The 21,518-nt window shown below is 41.0% G+C and carries 27 protein-coding genes and 1 tRNA gene; 22 read left to right on the forward strand and 6 right to left on the reverse strand.

What is annotated here, in order from left to right; all coding sequences use genetic code 11:
* Positions 1-5 precede the first annotated feature (5 nt).
* Complete coding sequence (gene hfq, locus ACXAHI_RS02040) at positions 6-239, forward strand: RNA chaperone Hfq (RefSeq protein WP_224882269.1); 234 nt, start codon at positions 6-8, stop codon at positions 237-239.
* Between the two features lie 46 nt (positions 240-285).
* Here the strand turns inward: hfq and ACXAHI_RS02045 are convergent, their stop codons facing one another.
* Positions 286-1,263, reverse strand: coding sequence for a tyrosine-type recombinase/integrase (locus tag ACXAHI_RS02045; RefSeq protein ID WP_474845545.1), 978 nt, complete (start codon positions 1,261-1,263; stop codon positions 286-288).
* A gap of 109 nt (positions 1,264-1,372) precedes the next feature.
* On the opposite strand from ACXAHI_RS02045, the gene ACXAHI_RS02050 reads away from it, so the two are divergent.
* From ACXAHI_RS02050 to ACXAHI_RS02095, 10 genes are all read left to right on the forward strand, one after another.
* Positions 1,373-1,558 (forward strand): cold-shock protein, encoded by a 186-nt coding sequence (locus tag ACXAHI_RS02050; protein WP_270181917.1) that lies wholly within the window; start codon positions 1,373-1,375, stop codon positions 1,556-1,558.
* 14 nt (positions 1,559-1,572) lie between these two features.
* Positions 1,573-1,932: a hypothetical protein gene (locus ACXAHI_RS02055; RefSeq protein ID WP_474845547.1), complete on the forward strand. Its 360-nt coding sequence runs from the start codon at positions 1,573-1,575 to the stop codon at positions 1,930-1,932.
* Positions 1,933-2,011: 79 nt separating this feature from the next.
* The gene (spoVK, locus tag ACXAHI_RS02060) at positions 2,012-2,938 is read left to right on the forward strand and encodes a stage V sporulation protein K (protein ID WP_474848045.1); all 927 of its coding nucleotides are present in this window, start codon (positions 2,012-2,014) and stop codon (positions 2,936-2,938) included.
* 55 nt (positions 2,939-2,993) lie between these two features.
* Positions 2,994-4,256: a GTPase HflX gene (gene hflX, locus ACXAHI_RS02065; protein WP_474812046.1), complete on the forward strand. Its 1,263-nt coding sequence runs from the start codon at positions 2,994-2,996 to the stop codon at positions 4,254-4,256.
* Positions 4,257-4,267: 11 nt separating this feature from the next.
* Positions 4,268-5,536, forward strand: coding sequence for a methionine gamma-lyase family protein (locus ACXAHI_RS02070; RefSeq protein WP_474845549.1), 1,269 nt, complete (start codon positions 4,268-4,270; stop codon positions 5,534-5,536).
* A gap of 230 nt (positions 5,537-5,766) precedes the next feature.
* Positions 5,767-7,104: a type I glutamate--ammonia ligase gene (gene glnA, locus ACXAHI_RS02075; protein ID WP_270181921.1), complete on the forward strand. Its 1,338-nt coding sequence runs from the start codon at positions 5,767-5,769 to the stop codon at positions 7,102-7,104.
* A gap of 126 nt (positions 7,105-7,230) precedes the next feature.
* Positions 7,231-7,752, forward strand: a complete 522-nt coding sequence (locus ACXAHI_RS02080) for a dihydrofolate reductase family protein (RefSeq protein WP_474845551.1) — start codon at positions 7,231-7,233, stop codon at positions 7,750-7,752.
* Between the two features lie 115 nt (positions 7,753-7,867).
* Positions 7,868-9,532: an acyl-CoA dehydrogenase family protein gene (locus ACXAHI_RS02085; RefSeq protein WP_474845553.1), complete on the forward strand. Its 1,665-nt coding sequence runs from the start codon at positions 7,868-7,870 to the stop codon at positions 9,530-9,532.
* A gap of 34 nt (positions 9,533-9,566) precedes the next feature.
* Entirely contained in the window at positions 9,567-10,109 is a 543-nt protein-coding gene (locus ACXAHI_RS02090; RefSeq protein ID WP_474845555.1) for a 2'-5' RNA ligase family protein, read from the forward strand.
* A 256-nt stretch (positions 10,110-10,365) separates the two neighbouring features.
* A complete protein-coding gene (locus tag ACXAHI_RS02095) occupies positions 10,366-10,596 on the forward strand; it encodes a hypothetical protein (protein ID WP_474845557.1) in 231 nt (76 codons plus the stop codon).
* A 70-nt stretch (positions 10,597-10,666) separates the two neighbouring features.
* Here ACXAHI_RS02095 and ACXAHI_RS02100 read toward each other — a convergent pair whose 3' ends face one another.
* The gene (locus ACXAHI_RS02100) at positions 10,667-11,425 is read right to left on the reverse strand and encodes a sporulation protein (RefSeq protein ID WP_474845559.1); all 759 of its coding nucleotides are present in this window, start codon (positions 11,423-11,425) and stop codon (positions 10,667-10,669) included.
* Positions 11,426-11,530: 105 nt separating this feature from the next.
* A complete protein-coding gene (gene lexA / locus ACXAHI_RS02105) occupies positions 11,531-12,151 on the reverse strand; it encodes a transcriptional repressor LexA (protein WP_270181927.1) in 621 nt (206 codons plus the stop codon).
* Positions 12,152-12,304: 153 nt separating this feature from the next.
* Between lexA and yneA the strand changes: the two genes are divergently transcribed.
* From yneA to ACXAHI_RS02155, 10 genes are all read left to right on the forward strand, one after another.
* A complete protein-coding gene (yneA, locus tag ACXAHI_RS02110) occupies positions 12,305-12,628 on the forward strand; it encodes a cell division suppressor protein YneA (protein WP_474845561.1) in 324 nt (107 codons plus the stop codon).
* The gene (locus ACXAHI_RS02115) at positions 12,628-13,278 is read left to right on the forward strand and encodes a YneB family resolvase-like protein (RefSeq protein WP_474845563.1); all 651 of its coding nucleotides are present in this window, start codon (positions 12,628-12,630) and stop codon (positions 13,276-13,278) included. The genes yneA and ACXAHI_RS02115 overlap by 1 nt, the downstream gene beginning before the upstream one ends.
* 67 nt (positions 13,279-13,345) lie before the next feature.
* Positions 13,346-13,582, forward strand: a complete 237-nt coding sequence (locus ACXAHI_RS02120) for a DUF896 domain-containing protein (RefSeq protein WP_270181930.1) — start codon at positions 13,346-13,348, stop codon at positions 13,580-13,582.
* Between the two features lie 118 nt (positions 13,583-13,700).
* A complete protein-coding gene (locus tag ACXAHI_RS02125) occupies positions 13,701-13,985 on the forward strand; it encodes a HesB/YadR/YfhF family protein (RefSeq protein ID WP_270181931.1) in 285 nt (94 codons plus the stop codon).
* A gap of 150 nt (positions 13,986-14,135) precedes the next feature.
* Entirely contained in the window at positions 14,136-14,579 is a 444-nt protein-coding gene (sirA, locus tag ACXAHI_RS02130; protein ID WP_474845565.1) for a sporulation inhibitor of replication protein SirA, read from the forward strand.
* A gap of 91 nt (positions 14,580-14,670) precedes the next feature.
* A complete protein-coding gene (locus tag ACXAHI_RS02135; RefSeq protein ID WP_224882311.1) occupies positions 14,671-14,895 on the forward strand; it encodes a YneF family protein in 225 nt (74 codons plus the stop codon).
* Between the two features lie 113 nt (positions 14,896-15,008).
* A complete protein-coding gene (locus ACXAHI_RS02140; protein ID WP_474845567.1) occupies positions 15,009-15,878 on the forward strand; it encodes a M15 family metallopeptidase in 870 nt (289 codons plus the stop codon).
* A 106-nt stretch (positions 15,879-15,984) separates the two neighbouring features.
* Positions 15,985-16,695, forward strand: a complete 711-nt coding sequence (locus ACXAHI_RS02145) for a cytochrome c biogenesis protein CcdA (RefSeq protein WP_474845569.1) — start codon at positions 15,985-15,987, stop codon at positions 16,693-16,695.
* 19 nt (positions 16,696-16,714) lie between these two features.
* Entirely contained in the window at positions 16,715-17,173 is a 459-nt protein-coding gene (locus tag ACXAHI_RS02150; RefSeq protein ID WP_474845571.1) for a Na(+)/H(+) antiporter subunit B, read from the forward strand.
* Between the two features lie 107 nt (positions 17,174-17,280).
* On the forward strand, positions 17,281-17,763 hold the full coding sequence (locus tag ACXAHI_RS02155; protein WP_474845573.1) for a CcdC family protein: 483 nt from the start codon (positions 17,281-17,283) through the stop codon (positions 17,761-17,763).
* Between the two features lie 33 nt (positions 17,764-17,796).
* On the opposite strand, the gene ACXAHI_RS02160 is transcribed toward ACXAHI_RS02155, so the two are convergent.
* The 3 genes from ACXAHI_RS02160 to ACXAHI_RS02170 form a co-directional block, all read right to left on the reverse strand.
* On the reverse strand, positions 17,797-18,222 hold the full coding sequence (locus tag ACXAHI_RS02160; protein ID WP_474812024.1) for a DUF2621 domain-containing protein: 426 nt from the start codon (positions 18,220-18,222) through the stop codon (positions 17,797-17,799).
* A 157-nt stretch (positions 18,223-18,379) separates the two neighbouring features.
* On the reverse strand, positions 18,380-18,949 hold the full coding sequence (locus ACXAHI_RS02165; RefSeq protein WP_474845575.1) for a hypothetical protein: 570 nt from the start codon (positions 18,947-18,949) through the stop codon (positions 18,380-18,382).
* Between the two features lie 142 nt (positions 18,950-19,091).
* Positions 19,092-19,188 (reverse strand) — tRNA-Sec (locus ACXAHI_RS02170).
* A 436-nt stretch (positions 19,189-19,624) separates the two neighbouring features.
* Here ACXAHI_RS02170 and selB point away from each other — a divergent pair.
* On the forward strand, positions 19,625-21,517 hold the full coding sequence (gene selB, locus ACXAHI_RS02175) for a selenocysteine-specific translation elongation factor (protein WP_474845577.1): 1,893 nt from the start codon (positions 19,625-19,627) through the stop codon (positions 21,515-21,517).
* Position 21,518 lies beyond the last annotated feature (1 nt).

The following is a 21,518-nucleotide window of genomic DNA, read 5'->3' on the forward strand; positions in this document are numbered from 1 at the left end:
TGAATATGAAGCAACAGATTAACATCCAGGATCAATTTCTGAACCAGCTGCGCAAAGATAATGTTTTTGTAACAGTGTACCTACTGAATGGATTCCAACTTAAGGGGACGATCAAAGGGTTCGATAACTTTACGATCATTCTTGAGTCCGATGGGAAGCAGCAGCTGATTTATAAACACGCGATTTCTACTTTCGCTCCTCAGCGTACAGTTGAAATAAATTTTGATTCTGAAAAGTAATACCGGTCCCTCGTTCTAGGTAGGACGAGGGACTTCTTTATGAGAGCTAAGATGGTTGGTGAGTTTCAAGATAATCGAAGTATCTCTTGAGAGTTAACTCTGATTTCAGTCCAAACTTACTCCGTAGATGTTCGATCGAAGCATCCTGTTCAATCGCTTTGATCACACACGTCCTTCGCATGTGCTGAGCCGAAACTCCTTTTCGAATACCTGCTCGCTGTACTTCTAAGCGGATCATCTTTTGTACGGCGATTTCTGTCAGTCGCTTCGGTCGATCCACTTCATAACTCCATCGGTACGTTTGACGTTGAAAATCAAATGCGACGAAGAGGGGATCATCACTTTTTAACCGAGGACGAACAGGGGCAGGTATCGTTTGGTAGTAACTGAATAAGATCTTCTTATGTTCTGGATCGAGCTTGATCGTCCTGTTACCTGAAGCTGAATTAACTTCTAATTCGTTTTGTTCAAAAGTTACGTGCTTCATGGATAACTTGCAGAGCTCTTGTAAGCTTAGGCCGTAATTAAGAAACAAACGTGCGATGATAAGGTTTCGATCGATTAGGAACTCACGTGCTTTTAATTGGTTTTCAGTTAAGTCAGCAAGAGAAACGATTGTTTCTAATAAGCGCTCGCTTTCGCTTTCTCCCACAAAATCTTCTTCCTTAAATCCACTTTCTTCATTCGTGGGGAGGACAACTTCTTTCATAGGATTGTTCTTTGTCCGATTTAATGACATATAATAACGGTATACTTGATTCAATACTGTCATGATTCGTTTGAGAGTTCGCTCAGAATAATGACGTTCTAAATGTAAGTAACGAATGTATGATTGTAGCTGTTCTGTCGATAGCTCACTAAAGTTTTGAAATTCAACTTTTCGATGAAATGTTTTGAGCCAGGTTGTAAAGTCGACAAGGTCATACCGATAACGCCGGATGGTTGACGCCCGGCGTCCCTTTCTTTCAAGGGAGGTAAGGTACTCCTCTAGAAAATCAGGTAGCGGTTGCTCAAATAGTTCCATTGCGTTACCCCTTTCTTTTTTCCATTATAACAAACAACGTGAAATGAATTACATGATTTTGGTTTTTTTGGGAATGCTAACAATACTAAACAATAAAGGAGCGGTTGCAATGGCCTTTTTTTCAAAACAGCAACAAGAACCAATTCCTGAAGTTGACACTGATGTGTGGTCATGTTCAAGTGGGGACTGTTCTGGTTGGATGAGAGCAGATTATTCCTTCTCAGACACACCTTCTTGTCCGTTATGTGGCGGTGAGATGGCGAGTGAAGTACGTAACCTCCCTGAGATTAAGTAAACGGAGGCTGTGATATGAATAAACTGATCGAAAAATTAGTTGATAAAGCGCTCAGCATTACAAAAGCTGAAGGGAAGGGGAAACACGTCATCCCTCAGCAGCGGTTCTCTACCGTCTTCAAAGACCTCTCTGGCGTAAAGTCTGAAGAATTTTCATACCTTGGAATAGGGTTCAAGAGGTATACGTATAAGGACGATGACGTTTTTGTGAGGCAGCTCGAACATGATGACGGAAATGTGCTCGAATTAGACATCACTGAAAACGATCGCTACCTTCATCATTACAGATCGTTCGAGAAGAACTCTGCTGACCAAAAAGTAACCATTCCAGAGAAGTTTGTGGATCGAATGATACAAGGGAAAACACTCGAATAGGAGTGTTTTTCTTTTGGGCATTTGTCACGCTTTTTGGGCGGGTGCGTATACTATCGTGTCAGAATAAAACGAGGTGAGCATCTTGCAGCAATCCATCACTCAGCGAAAAAGTCAGATTAATATTGTTTTGCATCATGCTGAAGAGAAATTGGAAGCAGCTGACTCTGCGCTTGCTGAAGCAGCGAGAAAGCATATTCCTCTTGAACGGATTCAAAAAGAAATGGAACAGCTTATCGGGTTAAAAGAAGTGAAGCACCTGCTAAAAGAAGTATATGCATGGTTATTCGTTAACCAGTGCCGTCAAGAAAATGGTTTGAAACAAAATCCTCAAGCCCTTCACATGATGTTCAAAGGGAATCCCGGAACAGGGAAGACTACAGTCGCAAGGTTACTGGGTACCCTTTTCTTAGAAATGAACGTCCTATCGAAAGGTCATTTGATCGAAGTGGAAAGAGCGGATCTTGTTGGTGAATATATCGGACACACCGCTCAGAAAACAAGAGAGCTCGTTAAGAAGGCGAAGGGAGGCATCCTTTTTATCGATGAAGCTTATTCCCTTGCACGTGGTGGCGAGAAAGATTTTGGGAAAGAAGCGATCGATACATTGGTGAAAGCGATGGAAGATAACCATGAGGACTTTATTTTAATTCTTGCCGGTTATTCTGAAGAAATGGATAACTTCCTATCTCTCAACCCTGGGCTGCCATCGCGTTTTCCACTTATGATCGACTTTCCGGACTATTCGAATGATGAATTGTTAGAAATCGCAAGAAAGATGGTAACGGAGCGTCAGTATCGTTTTTCTAAGGAAGCAGAATGGAAGTTGAAAAAGTCATTCATCATGAAGAGAATCGATGAGACAGGAGCTTTTAGTAACGGTAGATTTGTTCGTAATATTATCGAAAAAGCCATTCGAAAGCAGGCTGTTCGTCTCCTCGGAGCGGAAGTGATCGACCGAACGTCACTCGAGCTAATCCTGCCAGAAGACATCCCTATAGAAGATTAAAGGGCCATCTGGTATGATGAGAGCAGACTGATAAGTAAAGGCAGGGAACGTACCGTTGAAAAAAGACCGCATTGAAGTAGCTGAACCAGCAATCTTGATCGGCTGTCAGCTTCCAGATCAAACAGATGAGCAGTTTGCCTATTCGATGGATGAACTTGCTGCATTAACAGAAACGGCTGGAGGAGTAGTGTTAGAAACGCTTTCTCAGAAAAGAGAGCGCATCCATCCAGCAACCTATATCGGGAAAGGAAAAGTAGAAGAATTGTCTCACCTGATCGATGAGAACGAAGCTGGCGTCATTATATTTAATAGTGAACTTTCACCAAGTCAGCTTCGTAATCTCTCAGAACAGCTCGAAGCGAAAGTGATCGATCGCACGCAGCTTATACTGGATATATTTGCTCAAAGAGCAAGGTCGAGAGAAGGGATGCTGCAAGTGGAGCTCGCACAGCTGCAATACATGCTGCCTCGACTTGCTGGCCAGGGATCTTCTTTATCTCGACTCGGTGGTGGAATTGGGACAAGAGGACCAGGTGAAACGAAGCTAGAAACCGATCGCCGATACATCAGAAACCGAATCTCTGACCTTAAGAAGCAGCTAGACAATACTGTGAAGCATCGAGAGCAATACAGGCTTCGCAGAAAGCGTAATGAAACCCTTCAAGTTGCACTTGTCGGATACACGAACGCTGGAAAGTCTACGATCTTTAACGGACTGACCAAGGCTGACTCTTATGAAGAAGATAAGTTATTTGCTACTCTCGATCCTATGACAAGACAGCTAAAGCTGCCGAATGGATACAACGTACTGCTTACAGACACGGTAGGATTTATTCAAGACCTCCCTACGACGCTCGTTGCTTCCTTTAAGTCGACGCTTGAAGAAGCAAAGGAAGCAGATTTGATCCTACATGTGATCGATGCATCTCATCCAGATCGGGAGCGTCATGAAGAAATCGTACTCAATCTACTGAAGGAGCTCGACGCTTCTCATATCCCTGTTCTCACCGTGTTCAACAAGATCGATCGCGCAGAACCTGGTGTAAGAAGCAGCATGAACGAGCAGATCCATATCTCAGCTAAGAAAAAAGAAGATCTAAGTAAACTGAACGAGACACTTCAAAGTCAAGTGTTAAAGCAAATGGAGTACTATTCGATCTCGCTAAAGGCAGATCAAGGAGATAAACTCGCATTCCTTCAGAGAAATACGATTCTCATAGAACGAAAGTGGGATGAAGATCATAAGCATTACAGGTGCAAAGGCTACACCCCAGCGCACCTCTATCAACGTATTGCTACAGAATGGAACAACGATTAGGAGAAGAAACGATGTTTAATCACTTTACACACCAAGAGAAATTGAAACAGCTATCAACTGAAGCAGAAGAAAGAATTTACCCAATACTGAAAGAAATCGATCAACGTGTTGAAAGCAATCAATACCGCGTACTTGAAGCCTTCCATAACAATAAGATTAGCGACTACCACTTCACTCCATCAACTGGCTATGGATATGATGATGATGGGAGAGACACACTCGAGAAACTTTACGGTGATGTCTTTGGAGCAGCAGCAGGACTTGTTAGACCTCAAATCGTTTCTGGTACGCATGCAATATCGACAGCCTTATTTGGGGTATTGCGTCCTAAAGACGAGCTTCTTTATATTACAGGAGCACCTTATGACACACTTGAAGAAATTGTTGGTACAAGAGGGGAAGGTCACGGATCTTTAAAAGACTTCCATATCGGCTATCAAGCTATCCCATTAAAGAATGATGCGATCGACTATGAAGCTGTTAAAGCTGCGATTACAGAACAAACGAAAATGATCGGTATCCAACGTTCAAAAGGATATGCGAACCGCCCTTCATTCACGATCGATGAAATCAGTGAGATGATTTCATTTGTTAAATCGATCAAAGAAGATGTGATCGTATTTGTTGATAACTGCTACGGAGAATTCGTTGAAGAACGTGAACCTTGTCATGTCGGAGCAGATTTAATGGCAGGTTCATTAATTAAAAATCCAGGTGCAGGAATCGTGAAAACCGGTGGATACATAGTCGGAAGAGAAGACCTAATCGAACTTTGTGGTTATCGGTTAACTTCGCCTGGTATCGGTAGAGAGGTTGGAGCGTCACTATATTCGCTCCAGGAAATGTACCAGGGGCTATTCCTTGCTCCTCATACTGTAGGACAAGCAGTAAAAGGAGCCGTTTATAGCTCTGCGCTGCTAGAATCCGCGGGCTTCAATACGAGCCCTTCTTTTGATAGTAAACGAACGGATTTGATTCAATCTGTTCAGTTTAACGACAGAGAGCGGATGGTGTCGTTCTGCCAGGCGATTCAAGCAGCATCACCAGTAAACGCGCACGTCCGTCCAGAGCCTGCTTATATGCCAGGATATGAAGACGACGTCATCATGGCTGCAGGAACATTTATTCAAGGAGCTAGCCTCGAACTGTCTGCCGACGGACCACTAAGAGCACCTTATGTGGCGTATGTTCAAGGTGGGTTAACATATGAACATGTGAAAATTAGTGTATTGAGAGCAGTTGATGACCTTCTAACAAGAGGTCTCGTATCGATCGGCTAAAGCAGGGGAAATCCCCTGCTTTTTATTCGCCCTAAAAGTATGTTAGATAATCTAACATACTCTGTCACGACGACAAACGGTCTAGTGTATAGTATAGTATAAGTGAGAAAGGGATCGGCAATTGGGAATGTTCTATGAATTCAGAAAGATTTTGTTTCCGTTGTCTGTAAAACACAGGTTTGGTTATCCCAATTTCTAAACTTTTTATTTCTAAGGAGGATTTAATTTACATGGCTAGCAAATACACAGCAGATGATATCAAGCGCCTCGCAAGTGAGGAAAATGTTAAATTTATTCGCTTACAATTTACAGATCTACTAGGAATTATCAAAAACGTTGAGATCCCAGTCGATCAGCTTGAAAAAGCTCTTGATAATAAAATGATGTTCGATGGTTCTTCTATCGAAGGGTTCGTACGTATCGAGGAATCGGACATGTACCTTTATCCTGATCTAGATACTTGGGTCGTTTTCCCTTGGTCATCTGAAAAAGGTAGAGTTGCACGTTTGATCTGTGACATCTATAGCCCTGACGGCACTCCTTTCGACGGCGATCCACGTTCCGTTCTGAAACGTGTACTTAAAGAGATGGAAGAGCTTGGATTCTCTGACTTCAATATCGGACCTGAGCCGGAATTCTTCCTATTCAAAATGGATGAAAACGGTGAGCCTACGCTCGAACTAAACGATAAAGGTGGCTATTTTGACCTTGCACCAACAGACCTTGGTGAAAACTGCCGTCGTGATATCGTGCTTGAGCTTGAAGACATGGGCTTTGAGATCGAAGCGTCTCACCACGAAGTTGCACCTGGTCAGCACGAAATTGATTTCAAATACGCAGATGCAATCACAACGTGTGATAACATTCAAACGTTTAAATTGGCTGTAAAGACGATCGCTCGACAGCACGGACTACATGCAACGTTCATGCCTAAGCCACTATTCGGCGTTAACGGTTCCGGAATGCATGCGAACATGTCATTATTCAAAGATGGAAAGAACGCATTCTACGATCCGAACGACGAAATTGGCCTAAGTGAAACAGCGCGTCAATTCATCGCCGGTACGATGAAGCACGCAGAAGCATTCACAGCGATCACAAACCCAACGGTCAACTCTTACAAGCGTCTTGTTCCAGGATACGAAGCACCTTGTTACGTTGCATGGTCTCTTCGTAACCGTAGCCCGCTTATCCGAGTTCCTGCATCTCGCGGAATCAGCACGCGTATCGAAGTTCGAAGCGTTGATCCATCAGCGAACCCGTACTTAGCGATGGCAGCACTACTTGCAGCTGGTCTTGACGGTATCAAGAACAACATGACGCCTCCAGCTCCAACAGAGCGTAACATCTACGTGATGGACAAAGATGAGCGTGTAGCAGAAGGCATCACTGATCTTCCTGCAACGCTTCACGATGCACTTGAATTGCTTAAGAAAGACGAAGTGATGATGAACGCTCTTGGTGAGCACGCTTCTGAACACTTCATCGAAGCGAAAGAAATCGAGTGGGATATGTTCCGCACGCAAGTTCACCCTTGGGAACGCGAACAGTATATGACGACTTACTAATATTTTTTAAAGCTCCTAACCGCCTTCTAGTGGTTAGGAGTTTTTTCTTTGGATTGTTAGTTAGCGTTCCGTTGAAAGATTAGGTAAACTAGTTTATGGACAGTATTACCAAGGGAGGTAATGAGGGTGAGAAAAGTAGTCGTGTACATAGCAACGAGTCTAGATGGATACATTGCAACGAACGATGATTCGTTAGACTGGCTGTTTCGAGGAGAGATTGAAGGAGATGCTGGCTACTCCGAGTTCTTTGAAAGTGTGGATACCGTATTGATCGGTAGAAGAACGTACGATTGGGTAATGGATCAGGAAAAAGGGAACTATCCTTACAAGGGCATTGAAAGTTATGTATTTACAAAAAGATCACAGGAAAATACGGAGCATGTCTCGTTTATTAACGAAGATATTTCAACATTCACACGGGAGCTGAAGAAACAAGAAGGCAAGACGATTTGGCTAGTAGGCGGTGGAGAAATCATCCATACCTTGATGGAGGAAAAACTAGTCGATGAGTTTATCATTTCGATTGCACCTTCTCTTATTGGAAAAGGGATACCACTGTTCAAGGAATCTGACATCGAGCAAGATTTATTGTTAACGGACGTTAAGCAGTATGGTCAGTTTGCACAACTGCATTATGAAGTGAAATAAAAAGCTACAGGACCTCCTGTAGCTTTTTATTATACTTAACATTTTATGGAACATAACTAGAGGTTAGTGTAGAATGGAACTATCTGAAAATTTAAAATTAAAAGGGGGGTCAGCTATGAACTTTTATAAAGAAGATCCAAATCTATCATCTGTTTTGGAGCAGTACTTAGAACCCAACTTTTATAAGTGGGCTGAGAAAGAGTTACACAAGTTTGGAGAACGTTGTGGGACCGAAATCGATGAACGTGCAGTACATACGGACCGAGAAGGCCAGCCAAAGCTCATCAAGTACGATAAGATGGGCAACGATATATCTGAAGTATGGGTGAACGAAGGGTACAAGAAAACGGTTGAAGAGACGTATAATCGTGGCATCGTAGCATACGTACATAAAGAGATTCCAGACCTCGGTACGAAAGGGAACTATCTTTATTCGTTCGCGCAAGGCTACCTTTTGTCACAGTCAGAACCAGGGTTTTATTGTCCTGTCACATTAACGATGGCGACTGCGTATCTTCTCGATCACTATGGAGGTGAAGCGCTCAAGAAGAAATACCTGCCACATGTTCTTTCTACTGGTGACGTCGAGCTTTATGAAGGAGCGACATTTTTAACGGAACGACAGGGAGGATCTGATGTAGGTGCGAACGAAACGAAAGCCATTAAAGAAGGGGACCATTATAGGCTGTACGGAGAAAAATACTTCGCTAGTAATGCAGGTACGTGCGGTGTAGCGATGATACTTGCTAGACTCGAAGGTGCCCCTGAGGGAACGAAGGGATTAAGCCTCTTTCTAGTTCCGTGGAAAAAAGAAGATGGTAAAGTAAATGACTTAAATATACGAAGGCTGAAAGATAAGCTAGGAGTGAGAGCGGTTCCTTCAGCTGAAGTAGTATTTGAAGGATCGAAAGGATTTCTAGTTGGAGATGCGAGCAGGGGATTCTATTATATGATGGAAGCGTTGAACCTCTCAAGGCTTTGCAATGCGATCGCCTCAGTAGGAATCATGCAGCGTTCGTATTTAGAAGCGAAGGAGTATGCGTACAGGCGTGAAGCGTTTAGAAAGCAGTTAAAAGATTTTCCAATGATAAAAGAAAGTTTAGTAAAGTTAAAGGTGAAACAAGAGGTTGAACTCAGCAGCGTTTTTTCTGCAATCTCGCTATTTGACCGTGTGATGGATAAACAATCACATGTGACGACAGAGGACGAAGCCTTAAATCGGTTGCTCATCGCTCTTGTGAAAAAAGAATCCGCAGAGCAAGCAGTTCGATTCGCGCACGAAGCGATTGAAATGCACGGGGGGAATGGGTACATAGAAGACTTCGTCACACCAAGACTATTACGAGACGCTCAAGTATTAACGGTTTGGGAAGGAACAGCGAATATTCTTGGTTTAGAGGTGCTTAGGCTGATCAAAAAGCACAAAGTCCATCGGGTCTTTATTGATAAAATGAAGCATGAGTTAGAGCAAATTCCACAGAAAGCAGGTAGGAAAGAACTTGTTTACAGTGGTATTTCAGTGCTTGAGAAGAAAATAACACAATTAGAGAAGTTGGATGAAGCGAGACAGACTCTGCACTGTAAGCGAATTACTAACGTAATGACATCTATCTATGAAAGTGTGATTTCGTTAAGAGATGCCGCAGCAGGCGGCATGAGAAAGCATGCGATAGCGGAACTTTTTTTACAGGACACGTGGGGTAATGAGTTTGAGCTTAGTGATCAAACCTTAACGTATTATGAGTTGATTATCGAACATAAAGAAAGCGTGAAGACTTAGTGAACGATAAACGTTGTTAAAGGTGGCTAATTTCATGTTTTGGGTTGTAGCGTTATTTGATAAAAAAACAGAACAAGAAATCAAAGCGATATGGGAAGAGTTAAAGCAAAACTCCATTTCTTTTTACTCAGAAGAAGTGAAAGACGCGAGGCCTCATCTCACATTGGGACATTATTATGAATTAGATAAAGAGGCATTCATTGAAGGAATGAAAACATTTTATGAAACAAAAGGTTGCTTCGAAATTACATTCAATACGATTGGATCCTTTTTAAATTATCAAACCCTATTTCTATCACCTACACATACAAAAAAACTATTAGAATTGCATTCAAATCACCATGATTTTTTTAGTGAGTTTAGTACGAATGCCAATCCATACTATGAACCTGATCAATGGATACCGCATTGTACGTTGGCAAATAACTTATCATCCGATAAACTCTCTGAAGCATTTAACTATTGTATGAAACGAATTCAAACGATTGAAGGAAGAGTTGAAGAAATTGCACTTATTGAATTGGTAGATGATGAAGGCTTTGATGCTCCTATAATCTATAGACAGCCTTTAAAATAATAGGGGGTTATCTGATTTGAAAGAAAAACAACTACTAGACGCAGTTGTTTTTCTATTTAAGCAAATGAATTGAATATGTACTTTATTCCCTCCCATAAAGCTATGCTTGTGATTACGACTAGGATCAATTTAAAGGTATCTTTCATTACGCACCTCCAAGGGTTTGTAACTGTAGTACGTAATAACTATAAAAAAAGTTTCAGTTCTAGATTTTAGAAAAAGAGTAAGAATCATAATGTGAAGGCGGTAGAAGAGAATGATATGGGTTATGACTCAAAATCTTGAGAGCTTCGTGAATGTGAAAGAAATAACTGTAAAGAATAACATGATCGAAGGGGTCATAGAGAGAAGATTCTTCATCGAATGGAAAAAGACGTTAGGAACGTTTGAATCGAACGAGAGAGCATTGGAAGTGCTTAAGGAATTGTATAACGGAATCGATGAAACAGTAGGAAATATCACAAAGGTAGTAATACCATTAAAATAACGTGAACTTTCCGTAATCAAAAAAGCTGTCTCGATAAACAACCGAGACAGCTTTTTGTGAATCTATAATATTACTTTTTATATTGATCAATTTTCAGCTGTAATTTCCTTGCGATAACGTCAGATGAATCGTTCAGTTCTTGGTTCGTTAAAGTCACTTTTGCGATGCTTTCGTCCATTTCCAAAGCTTCTGCGAACAATCCTCCGAGTCCGCGAGCGCGGCGATCGACTTCAAGCATGACATCTAAATGGTTATCGTGTAAAAAGAAGATCGCTTCGAGTTCATCTAAGTAAGCGCGATATTCCCCGCTAGGCGTAAATTCAAACTCTTGAACATAGCCGTAGCGAGACTGCTCCATTTCCACCTTTTTCACATGGAAGCCCAGGTAGCTTTCTAATGCTTCGATTACTTTTTTTACATGTGGATGTGGAGAAACTTGAATTAGGTCTCTATCTTTTGGATCAAGCGCCATCGGGATGTCTAGCCCTGTCTCAAACCATACTGGAAGCCTTCCGAGTGAAGCTGGCGTGTCGTATGGAAGTTGAATGGAAAACGGGATTTCTTTCGTTTCACCTTCTGAGATCTTCTCCTGATCAGCAACCTTATATTTCTTTAGCGCTACTTTTTCTCTTACTTTTTTATCATCCACTTCACGGATAGCTTCTGTCATAAGGAAGATATGAATCGCATCGATCGATTGCTCGATTTCACCACCCTTTATGACAACTTTACCATTAACGGTTTCCCCCGGAACGAAATAATCCTTCTCTAACTGCGTATCAACCTTTGCAGCACCTACTCCGACACTTGCTAGAAACTTCTTAAGCATGTTTTTCCACCTTTCCTAATTAGCTGTTTCCTGATTATACGATAAGAGATAAAGAAAGGATTCATGTTTTTTAGAATAAAAAAATAAGAAGCGCAATTTGCGCTTCTAGTGGATTGAACGAAATACACCGATGACTTTACCTAGAATGGAAACTGAATCAAGGATGATTGGCTCCATCGATGAATTCTCTGGTTGTAGGCGGAAGTAGTTGCTTTCTTTAAAGAAACGCTTAACCGTAGCTTCGCTATCTTCCGTCATCGCGACAACAATATCTCCATTGTTCGCAGTTGGCTGTTGTTTCACAATTACCATGTCACCGTTATAAATGCCAGCTTCGATCATACTGTCACCTTCGATGATTAGCATGAACGTGTGCTCGTCATCTTGTACAAAGTGTTCTGGTAGAGGAAAATACTCTTCAACATTTTCGATCGCCGTTATCGGTTGGCCGGCAGTTACTTTACCAATGACCGGAATGTTCACCGTTTCTGGACGAGGAATATCGATCGTTTCATCTAGTCCGAGTACTTCGATTGCTCTTGGTTTCGTTGGGTCGCGTCGGATGTAACCTTTCTTCTCAAGTCTTGCAAGGTGTCCGTGGACAGTTGAGCTTGAAGCGAGTCCTACAGCTTCACCAATTTCTCTAACGGAGGGTGGATAACCCTTTTGTTTCACTTCGACTTTAATAAAGTCCAGAATATCCTGCTGACGGTTTGATAGTTTCATATCTCTGGCACCTCGTTCCAATCTATCTATTTGTTAGTAGTATACCAGAATTTTTGTTCGCATACAAACATAAGTTCGAAAATTCAGTTGACACGAACAGAGGTTCTGTTTATACTAAAACCAGAACAAATATTCGTATTCGGGGTGATTGGGATGAGAAAACAAGCTAGAGGCTTGTCTGGAGTTGATTTTCTTGTCATTATATCTTTTGTGGCCGTATTAATATTCGTGTTTGTATCATTGAGAGCTGCAGCTGCTGAAGGGTATGATCGTTATACTGAAATTGAATTAGAGCGGGGAGATACTGTTCTTGAAATCGCAGAAGAATATCGTGACGCACATGAGCTGTCTGACCGTAATTTTATCAGCTGGGTGGAAGAAGCGAACAAAATAGATGCAGATCGAATAGTAGCAGGAGATACACTTATCATTCCTGTTGAGGCAAATGCAACAGCGCTGGGGGTAAAGGAAAAGTAATGAATGCAATCATATACTGTCGGGTAAGTACAAAGAAAGAAACACAGGAATCATCACTTGCCAGGCAAAAAGAAGAGCTGCAAAGATTTGCAGCTCAATCTGGTTTTACAGTACATAAAGTGATCGAGGAAAAGCACAGTGGATATGACATTGATCGAAATGGCATCTTAGAAGTGTTAGATTTGTTGAAAGAAGGCTCAGCAGACGTTCTTCTTATTCAAGATGAAACAAGATTAGGAAGAGGAAATGCTAAGATCGCCTTGCTTCATGCAGTCCATAAGTATGGCGGAACGATTTATACAGTAAACCAGAACGGTGAGCTACAGCTATCTGAAGCTGATTCGATGGTCCTTGAAATCGTAAGTATCGTTGAGGAGTTTCAGAGGAAACTACATAACCTTAAAATAAAGCGAGGAATGGAGAAAGCGGTACGAGAGGGGTATAAGCCTCAGCGGAATTTAAGTGACCGACGTCACGGGGGAAGGGAACGAAAGATTGTTCCCATCGAAGAAATAGTGAATTTACGTGATAGAGGGTTAACGTTCCACGAGATTGCCGCTACGTTAAAAGGGTTTGGTTATGAAGCATCAAAAGCAACGGTTCATAGGCGCTATAAGGAGCATGTTGACGAATTGGAGAAGAAGCTATAAACTTGCCTGTGGCAACGACTTACGTTAGGATAAAAGTAATTAGATGTTATAAAGGAGTTATTTCTGTATGTTATCACAGGATAAAATAAAGCGAATTAATGAGCTCTCTAGAAAATCAAAAGAGTCTCAACTAACAGATCAAGAGAAAAAAGAACAAAAAGATCTTCGTCAAGAATATCTTCAAAGTCTTCGTTCTTCCTTTGAAAACCAACTTCATTCGATTAAGGTAGTTGATGAGACGGGCGATGACGTTACACCTGACAAATTAAAAGAGAGTAAGAAAAATAGAGGTCCGATTCAGTAAAAATAGCCTAATTTTGCATTTCGCAAAATTAGGCTATTTTTTTGGTTGCAATTTTTAGAAAATTCGTTATACTGTACTATAACAAGGTGTTATACTACAAAGAGAGAGGATGGATAGGATGTTTGTTGTAACGGATTCAGCGGCTGAGTTTTACAAGAATGAAATGGAGCTTAATAATGGGGATTGTTTAAGACTTTTTGTAAGGTACGCTGGGAGTGGAGATAGCGGTGGGTTTTCACTAGGAGTAATGTCTGATAAGCCTGCTACAGACGATTTCAAAAAAGAAGTTGGGGGAATCACTTACTTCGTGAAGCCAGGAGATGAATGGTTCGTTGATCGAATGAAACTAGATTATGATGCGAAGTGCGGTGGCGTTCTTTGCGACCTACCGAGCATGGCATAACATAAACCTGTACTATAACATAGATGTTATAGTACAGGTTTTTTGGTTTCGACAAAACTAGTGGAAACTGAACTACAGGTATAGACAATCATCTTAATGAATTTCCTTTATACTTATGTTTATTATACAAGGTAGACAGGGGGAATCGATATGAGGCATTATGAGATGCACTTGATCAAGCAAGAAGTAGCCGTCCAATATGGTGGAAAAGAACTCCTGTTATATCAACTATTTAATGAAAGAAAACGTACGCTTCAGAAAGAAGCAAAAGAATTGCTAGACAAACAAATTGAATTTATTTCAGAGTCTATCCCTGTAATAGATGTGAATCGCTATCTTGTTTCAGAATTAGGTGGGTTTCGGAATTATGAATATCGAAATGGAGGGCATTGTTTAACGATTTTACAATCGAAAAGTGACGGCTCTCTGTTTGTAAACCAAAAGAAAATCAACGTATATTCGAACGGTACATATGAAGCAGAGACGATCTTCTTTGAGGTGCTAAGAAAGCTCACTCCTACTTTCTTTGCCATCGATCATCAATCGAATCGATATGGGTGGCTCAACCCGCTTAAAAAACAAAAGCTAGTTTAAACAAACCCTACTATTTTAGTAGACGTTATTGTATAATCAGGAAGGGTTGTAGTACACTAATGGAAGAGAAAGAATAAGGAGGAAATACAGCATGTGGTGGATGTATACGCTTGTGGGCGTTCTAGCATTAATTGCTGGGGCTGCGCTTGGCTTTTTTATTGCCCGCAAATATATGATGGATTATCTAAAGAAAAATCCCCCTATCAATGAAAATATGCTTCGTGTAATGATGATGCAAATGGGGCAAAAACCTTCTCAGAAGAAGATTAATCAGATGATGAAGGCTATGAATAGTCAAATGGATAATAACAAATAATGTACTGGCACTCTGGGAACAGAGTGCTTTTTATATGGAGAGGTTTTGGTTGACGGGCATATTCTAGATGATGATATGATAAGATAGACTATATTTTATTAGGAAGTGTTGACATGACGGTAAGAAAGCTAGTATTCGTATCAGGGCTATCGCTCGCACTTGTGGCAGGTTGTTCATCGAATGAGCAGAGTGATCAGACGATGAACGATGAAAAGTCGGAGCAGACTGAGCCTGATCAAGAAGAAAAAAATCAAGATAACAAGACCAATAGTGAAGCGAACGAAGAAAATGGTTCTTCAAATGAAGATGCGAATAAAGATGATGGTGCAAATAACGAACCTGATGAGTCACAACAAAATGCGTATCCAGCTATGGGTGAAACGGTGACTGAAGAAAATGGCAAAAAAGTCGTAACAAATCCTGATAGTATCTATGTAGTAGCAAACAAAAATAGAAATTTGCCGGCTGATTTCGTTCCGAAGAATCTTGTAGAACCTGACGTCCCTTTTTATGCAAATGAAGGAGATCCGAAGAGACTGATGGTAGACGAAGCAGCAAAGGCGCTTGAAGAAATGTTTGCAGCTGCAGAAGAAGCTGATATGCAAATCAAAGCTGTCTCTGGTTACCGTTCTTATGAAAGACAGGAAGCGATTTTTGCTTACAACGCAGAAAGATACGGTGCCGAGAAAGCAAATCAGGTAAGTGCACATGCAGGGCAGAGTGAACATCAGACTGGATTAACGATGGATATTAGTACACCTTCACTGAATGGTGCGTTAACTGAGAAGTTCGGGAGTACCCCTGAAGGTGAATGGGTAGCTGAAAATGCATACAAATACGGGTTTGTCGTGAGGTACCTTAAAGGAAAAGAAGACATTACTGGGTATCAATATGAGCCTTGGCATGTACGGTATGTAGGAAAAGAAGCTGCCAAAGAAGTTCATGAAGCTGGAATAACTCTTGAAGAATTCTTTGCAAAGTAAATCGTTACGTAATGTTCACACAATTTAATGTGAAAACCGGTACAATGGGGTTGAAACGATTTCAGAATGCGCATGCTAAGTGCGTGCATAGAACGGGAGTTAGGTTATGGCTGATTTAAATATTTTCTTAGCTTTTGGAGCGGGATTCCTGTCCTTTATCTCTCCTTGTGTATTGCCGCTTTATCCGGCGTTTATTTCATACATTACAGGGGTATCGGTAAATGACTTAAAAGAAGAACGGGGAATGATGCAGCGAAGAGCAATCCTACATACAGTATTCTTCTTATTAGGCTTTTCAATTATTTTTCTCGTTCTAGGGATGTCTGCTTCACTTATTGGAAACTTGTTTGTTCAATATAAAGACTTATTGAGACAAGTAGGGGCGATCTTAATTGTAGTTTTCGGACTCGTTGTCGTAGGATTTTGGAAACCTTCTTTCCTTTTGAAAGATCGGCGGTTAACGATTCGGAATCGTCCATCAGGCTTCATTGGATCTGTGTTGATCGGAATGGGCTTTGCTGCTGGTTGGACTCCATGTACTGGACCGATTTTAGCAGCAGTAATCGCACTTGGGGTTTCGAACCCTGGAGCTGGTCTCTTCTATATGGTTGCCTATACGCTAGGGTTTTCCATTCCGTTCTTCCTGTTATCATTCTTTATCGGAAAGTTACAGTGGATTAAGAGAAACAGCACAGTCATTATGAAAGCAGGCGGATATTTAATGATCGTTATGGGAGTATTGCTATACTTTAATTTCATGACGATGTTCACTTCATTCCTTGTTAACAATCTCTTTAACGGTTTTCAAGGATTCTAACTAGAAAGGATGCGACTCGATGCAACGTAGCAACGATCTTATTTTAAAAACAACAACGACGATCATCGTCTTTATCATCATGGGGTTCTCGATCTATCTCTTTTTCGCTGGTCATAATGCGCCAGGTGGCGGATTTATCGGTGGATTAATGACTTCTGGAGCGTTAGTGCTGCTTTATGTCTCCTATGGATTTAAAACGATGGAACGCGTCATTCGGTTTGACTTCAAAAACTTTATTCCGATCGGATTGTTGATAGCGGTTTTAACTGGAATCGGCTCGTTTTTCTTCGGCCAACCCTTTTTAAGCCATACGGACGCTTACTTTGAGCTTCCAATCCTTGGGCACACTCACTTGGCGACGGCGATTTTGTTTGATTTAGGGGTGTATTTTACAGTAGTTGGTGTTACGATGACGATTATTTTGAACATTGCTGCAGATGAAGGTGAAGAGGAGCTTTCCAAACAAAATACGCAATGATAAGAACAGGACGCTTGTCCTGTTCTTTTATGTGCGCTTGTTTTTTTCTGTTCTTACACATACAATGGAAATGATAAGCAGTAACCTGATAGGTGAGGGATGAAAATATGCTGATTTTCAGTACAGTAGTAGGAGTATTGATGGCTCTAGGTGTGATTATGATCAGGTTAAAGGCTTCGAAAAAACCTGCAACGATAAAGAAAATTATCCTACCGCCTTTTTTTATGGCGACAGGCTTTTTTATGTTTGTATTACCAGAAGCTAGAGTACCATTATATGAAGCGATGGAAGCACTTCTTGTTGGTGCGGCATTTTCGTTACTATTGATTCGTACTTCTAAATTTGAAATTAAAAACAATAAGATTTATTTAACACGTTCGAAAGCGTTTGTATTTATCTTGCTCGGATTACTCGTTGTAAGGATCGCTTTTAAAACCATAATCGGTCAGTCGATCCCTGTCCTCCAAACGAGCTCACTGTTTTTTATACTTGCTTTTGGAATGATTGTGCCGTGGCGAGTCGCTATGTATTATCAGTTTCGTAAAACAGAGAGAAGCCATAACCCGAAATTACATCAAAGTACATTATAAAAAACTCGTTTAGCATCATGCTAAACGAGTTTTTTAATGGAATAAATGCTGATAAGGTGTAACATCGATCCGTTTATCGTGTAATTTTTTGATAAGCCATTTATGATCTCTTTTTGGAGTTGCAATGATATATCCTCTAATAATGAGGTCTTGCGTCATTTCCTTGCTGTTCTCTTTCAACGCAAGTTCACCGATCTTTCCAGCGATTTTATTTCTAGCAATATCGCGAAATAGTTCTGGGACAGGGGATACCAATTCTTCTAAAAGCTTTTTTTGATCATTGTTCCACATGTGTTTTGTTTGCTGGATGTAATAGTCTTCCCAATCCAGTATGGATTTTCCATCTTCTTTAGGGAGACGCTTTAAAAATTTTCGGAACATGAAGAAACCGCCGATCGCCATTAGCGAGATCAACACGACTGTCCAACCGACGATAAAATACTGAAACCAACCTGCCATCGCATTCACCTCTCATGCTTTTGAACTCGGTCACATTATACGCTCAAAACACGCATAAATCAAGTGGAGTAGGGGAGTGGGGGCTACAATTTAGGTCGTCTGAAAGGAATTGTCGGGAAACATTCTTACTTCTTTCATTTTCCTAGAGTAATAAAGCTTAATAGGTGATTCCTGTATCCTCTGACATGTTGTCACTTATTATTCCAACGCCTTTCACTTCATCGATTTCTACATCTTGTTGTATCGATGGATTTAGAGGGTACGTTCCTTCGGCAAAAGTTAGCTTCTTATAACTGGGCTCTATACCACCACCTGTTACATACATAATGAGATCCTTCCAGCCGTTAGTGGATGTTTCACTAATGATTATTGGAGTTCTAACTAGACTGAATCGCGAAAGCACCTTGTATTCTTCATTGATCTTTTGGAAGATGAGTGCGCTGCAGCCTCCAGTTCCACAAACTGAAGGTCCTGACAAATAGACGAACGTTTCAGGGGTGCCATCCTCATTTAAATCGATCCGGTTGTAATAGTAGTTAACATCACCGGGCTGTAATTGAAAGATTTTACTGAAAGCTTCTTCTAATTTCTCGTCTTTATTTGTTTCTGATTTTATAAAATTTAGTGTAGCTGAATGTGGCTGTTGAAAGGCATGAGTTTTATTGTAGGGTAGTCCTATTAAACTAAATAGGACTACGAGGAAGAGTAGTGTATGTGAAGAGTTCATAATAACTTTATTCACCTCGTTGTACGTATTTAATGAATAGGCTAAACAATCAGTACAATTTCATTCGGTAGTTGAAAAAACGAGATAAATTGCATAAAAAAACTCTAATGAAACGTCATTAGAGAACTGAGGTGATAAAAATTGGCGGGACCGTCTGGGAATCGAACCCAGCTGACCTGGCACGCAGGTCACAAGCGGTTTTGAAGACCGTGGCACTCACCAGACGTACAACCAGCCCCATTGCTATTAGAATGATAAAGCATACGTTTCATAGAATCAACTAATTTGAACGATTTGATTTCGTTTAATTGGATATTTTGTGAGGTTATGTCGAATTAGCAAGAAAAAGAACGATTAAGAATTAATTCATTTCAGAAACCAGAAATTACGACAAACCTCGATGAAATCTATCTTCTGACATTGTTCGACATTAAGAGTGAGTGGTACAGTTCTTGATTGAGAACTATAACAGGATGAGGGTTGGTACAGCGTAAATTAATCAGTATAACAGATGCTGGTGTGGATAAATGTGCATAACTTTTTTCTTATACATGGTTGAATAAACATACATCGATGCATATTCAAGGTTTTAAAGTAGAAGGGCTTTCAGTTGCGTAGGGAACATTATTTCATTAATGTTAGTGAAGGATGACTTCATTTAGGCAGGTGAGAAGAATGAATTATTACACAATAGGTCTTGCGGGACATATCGATCACGGAAAAACCACGCTAACTGGAGCGCTGACAGGGGTTGATACAGACCGTCTCAAGGAAGAAAAAGAGCGGAATGTTTCGATTGAGCCAGGATTTGCACCTTTCGAATTATCAGATGACATGAAAGTATCAATTATCGATGTACCTGGTCATGAACGATTTGTCAGGCAAATGATCGCTGGTGTAGCAGGGATCGATATAGTAATACCTGTTATTGCAGCGGATGAGGGTGTGATGCCTCAAACGAAGGAACATTTAGAAATCTTATCGCTTCTTGGCATTGAACGCTCAATCATCGTTATTACTAAAGCAGATGCTGTTGACGACGAAATGATTGAACTTGTTAAAGAAGATATTATCGAATACATATCTGGGTCTGCCTTTGAGGACGCTACTTTTCATGTAGTTGACAGTAAGTCTGGAAGAGGCATCGAGGCGTTAAAACACAGCATCCATGCTTATCTATTGAACGTGCCTTCAAGAAATAAAGTTGGACCGTTTCGCATGCCGATCGACCAAGTTTTTACTCTGCAAGGACATGGAACTGTCGTGAGAGGGACGATTTTTGACGGAGAGTTACAAGATGGACAAGCCGTATCGATCGTTCCAAAGGGGATCGAAGCAAGGGTCAGACAAATACAGTCTCATAATGAAAAAGTAAGCAAGGCATATGCTGGACAAAGGGTTGCGATCAATCTTGCTGGCGTTGACCGCGATGATATTGATAGAGGTCAAGTTGTTGTAGCGAGCGATTATTATCATACTACGTCTACAGTGGACATTAGTTTGAAGATGGCTAAAACGATGTCTTATGAATTAAAGCAACGATCAACCGTTACCGTTCATATTGGAACTGCTGAAGTGAGGGGAACGATCGTATTTTTTGATCGGAATGTTTTAGAGTACGAAGAGGACGAAAAGGTCTTATGTCAGATACGTCTTCAAACTCCCGTCTTAGCGAAAAAAAGCGACAGAGTGATCATTCGAAGGCCATCACCTGTTGAAACGATCGGTGGTGGATCGATTGTAAACGTAATGGGACAGAAGTATAAATTTGGTAAAGAGACTGTCGAAATGCTTGAGAGAATGAGTATGGGGACACCTTCAGAACAGCTTCAGCAGCTGCTTGACAAAGAGCTGCTACTTACGAAAGAAGAGATTCAACAAACACTTGGTATGGATGATGAAACTCTTTTAGAGCTAGAGAAGACGCCTGAGTTTGTTTTTGTTGAGGAGGATGTTACAACCAAAGGTATTCTTAACAGCGTTAGCTCTGAAATCGATGAGCGGTTACAGCATTATCATGATAAATATCCGATGAGACCCGGCATACCGAAGGCAGAATTGATTCAGGAACTAAAGGCGAAGTACCCTGGTAAGCTGATCGAACGAACGTTAGTTGAAACGGAGAATGTCATACAAAAGGGACCATATTTTTCGATAGAGAGTTTTATCCCATCCTTTCCAAAAGCTTGGAAAACGAGAATGGAGAATGTCGTAGTTTCTCTGAGAGATCAGGGAATGAACGTTTCACCAATCGATGTGCTTATTGATAATGAAGGCATTCCATCAGAGGAAAAGGCCGAGTTAAAGCAATATTTAGTAGAGGAATCGGTAGCGATGGAGCTAACGAAAGATTTGATGATCCATCACTCAGCGTGGGAGAATTCAAAGGATTTGTTGAAGAATGAAACGTCAACCTCTTTCACACTGCAGACTGCAAAGGAAGTTCTAGGTGTGAGCCGGAAGTTTCTCGTTCCTTTCCTCGAAAGCCTCGATGAAAAAGGCTATACCGTACGAGATGGACAAGAAAGAAGATGGCTCGATCGACGTAAACAAGGAAAATCGGAGTGAT

It is taken from the genome of Anaerobacillus sp. ABD4_527, from assembly GCF_056160805.1.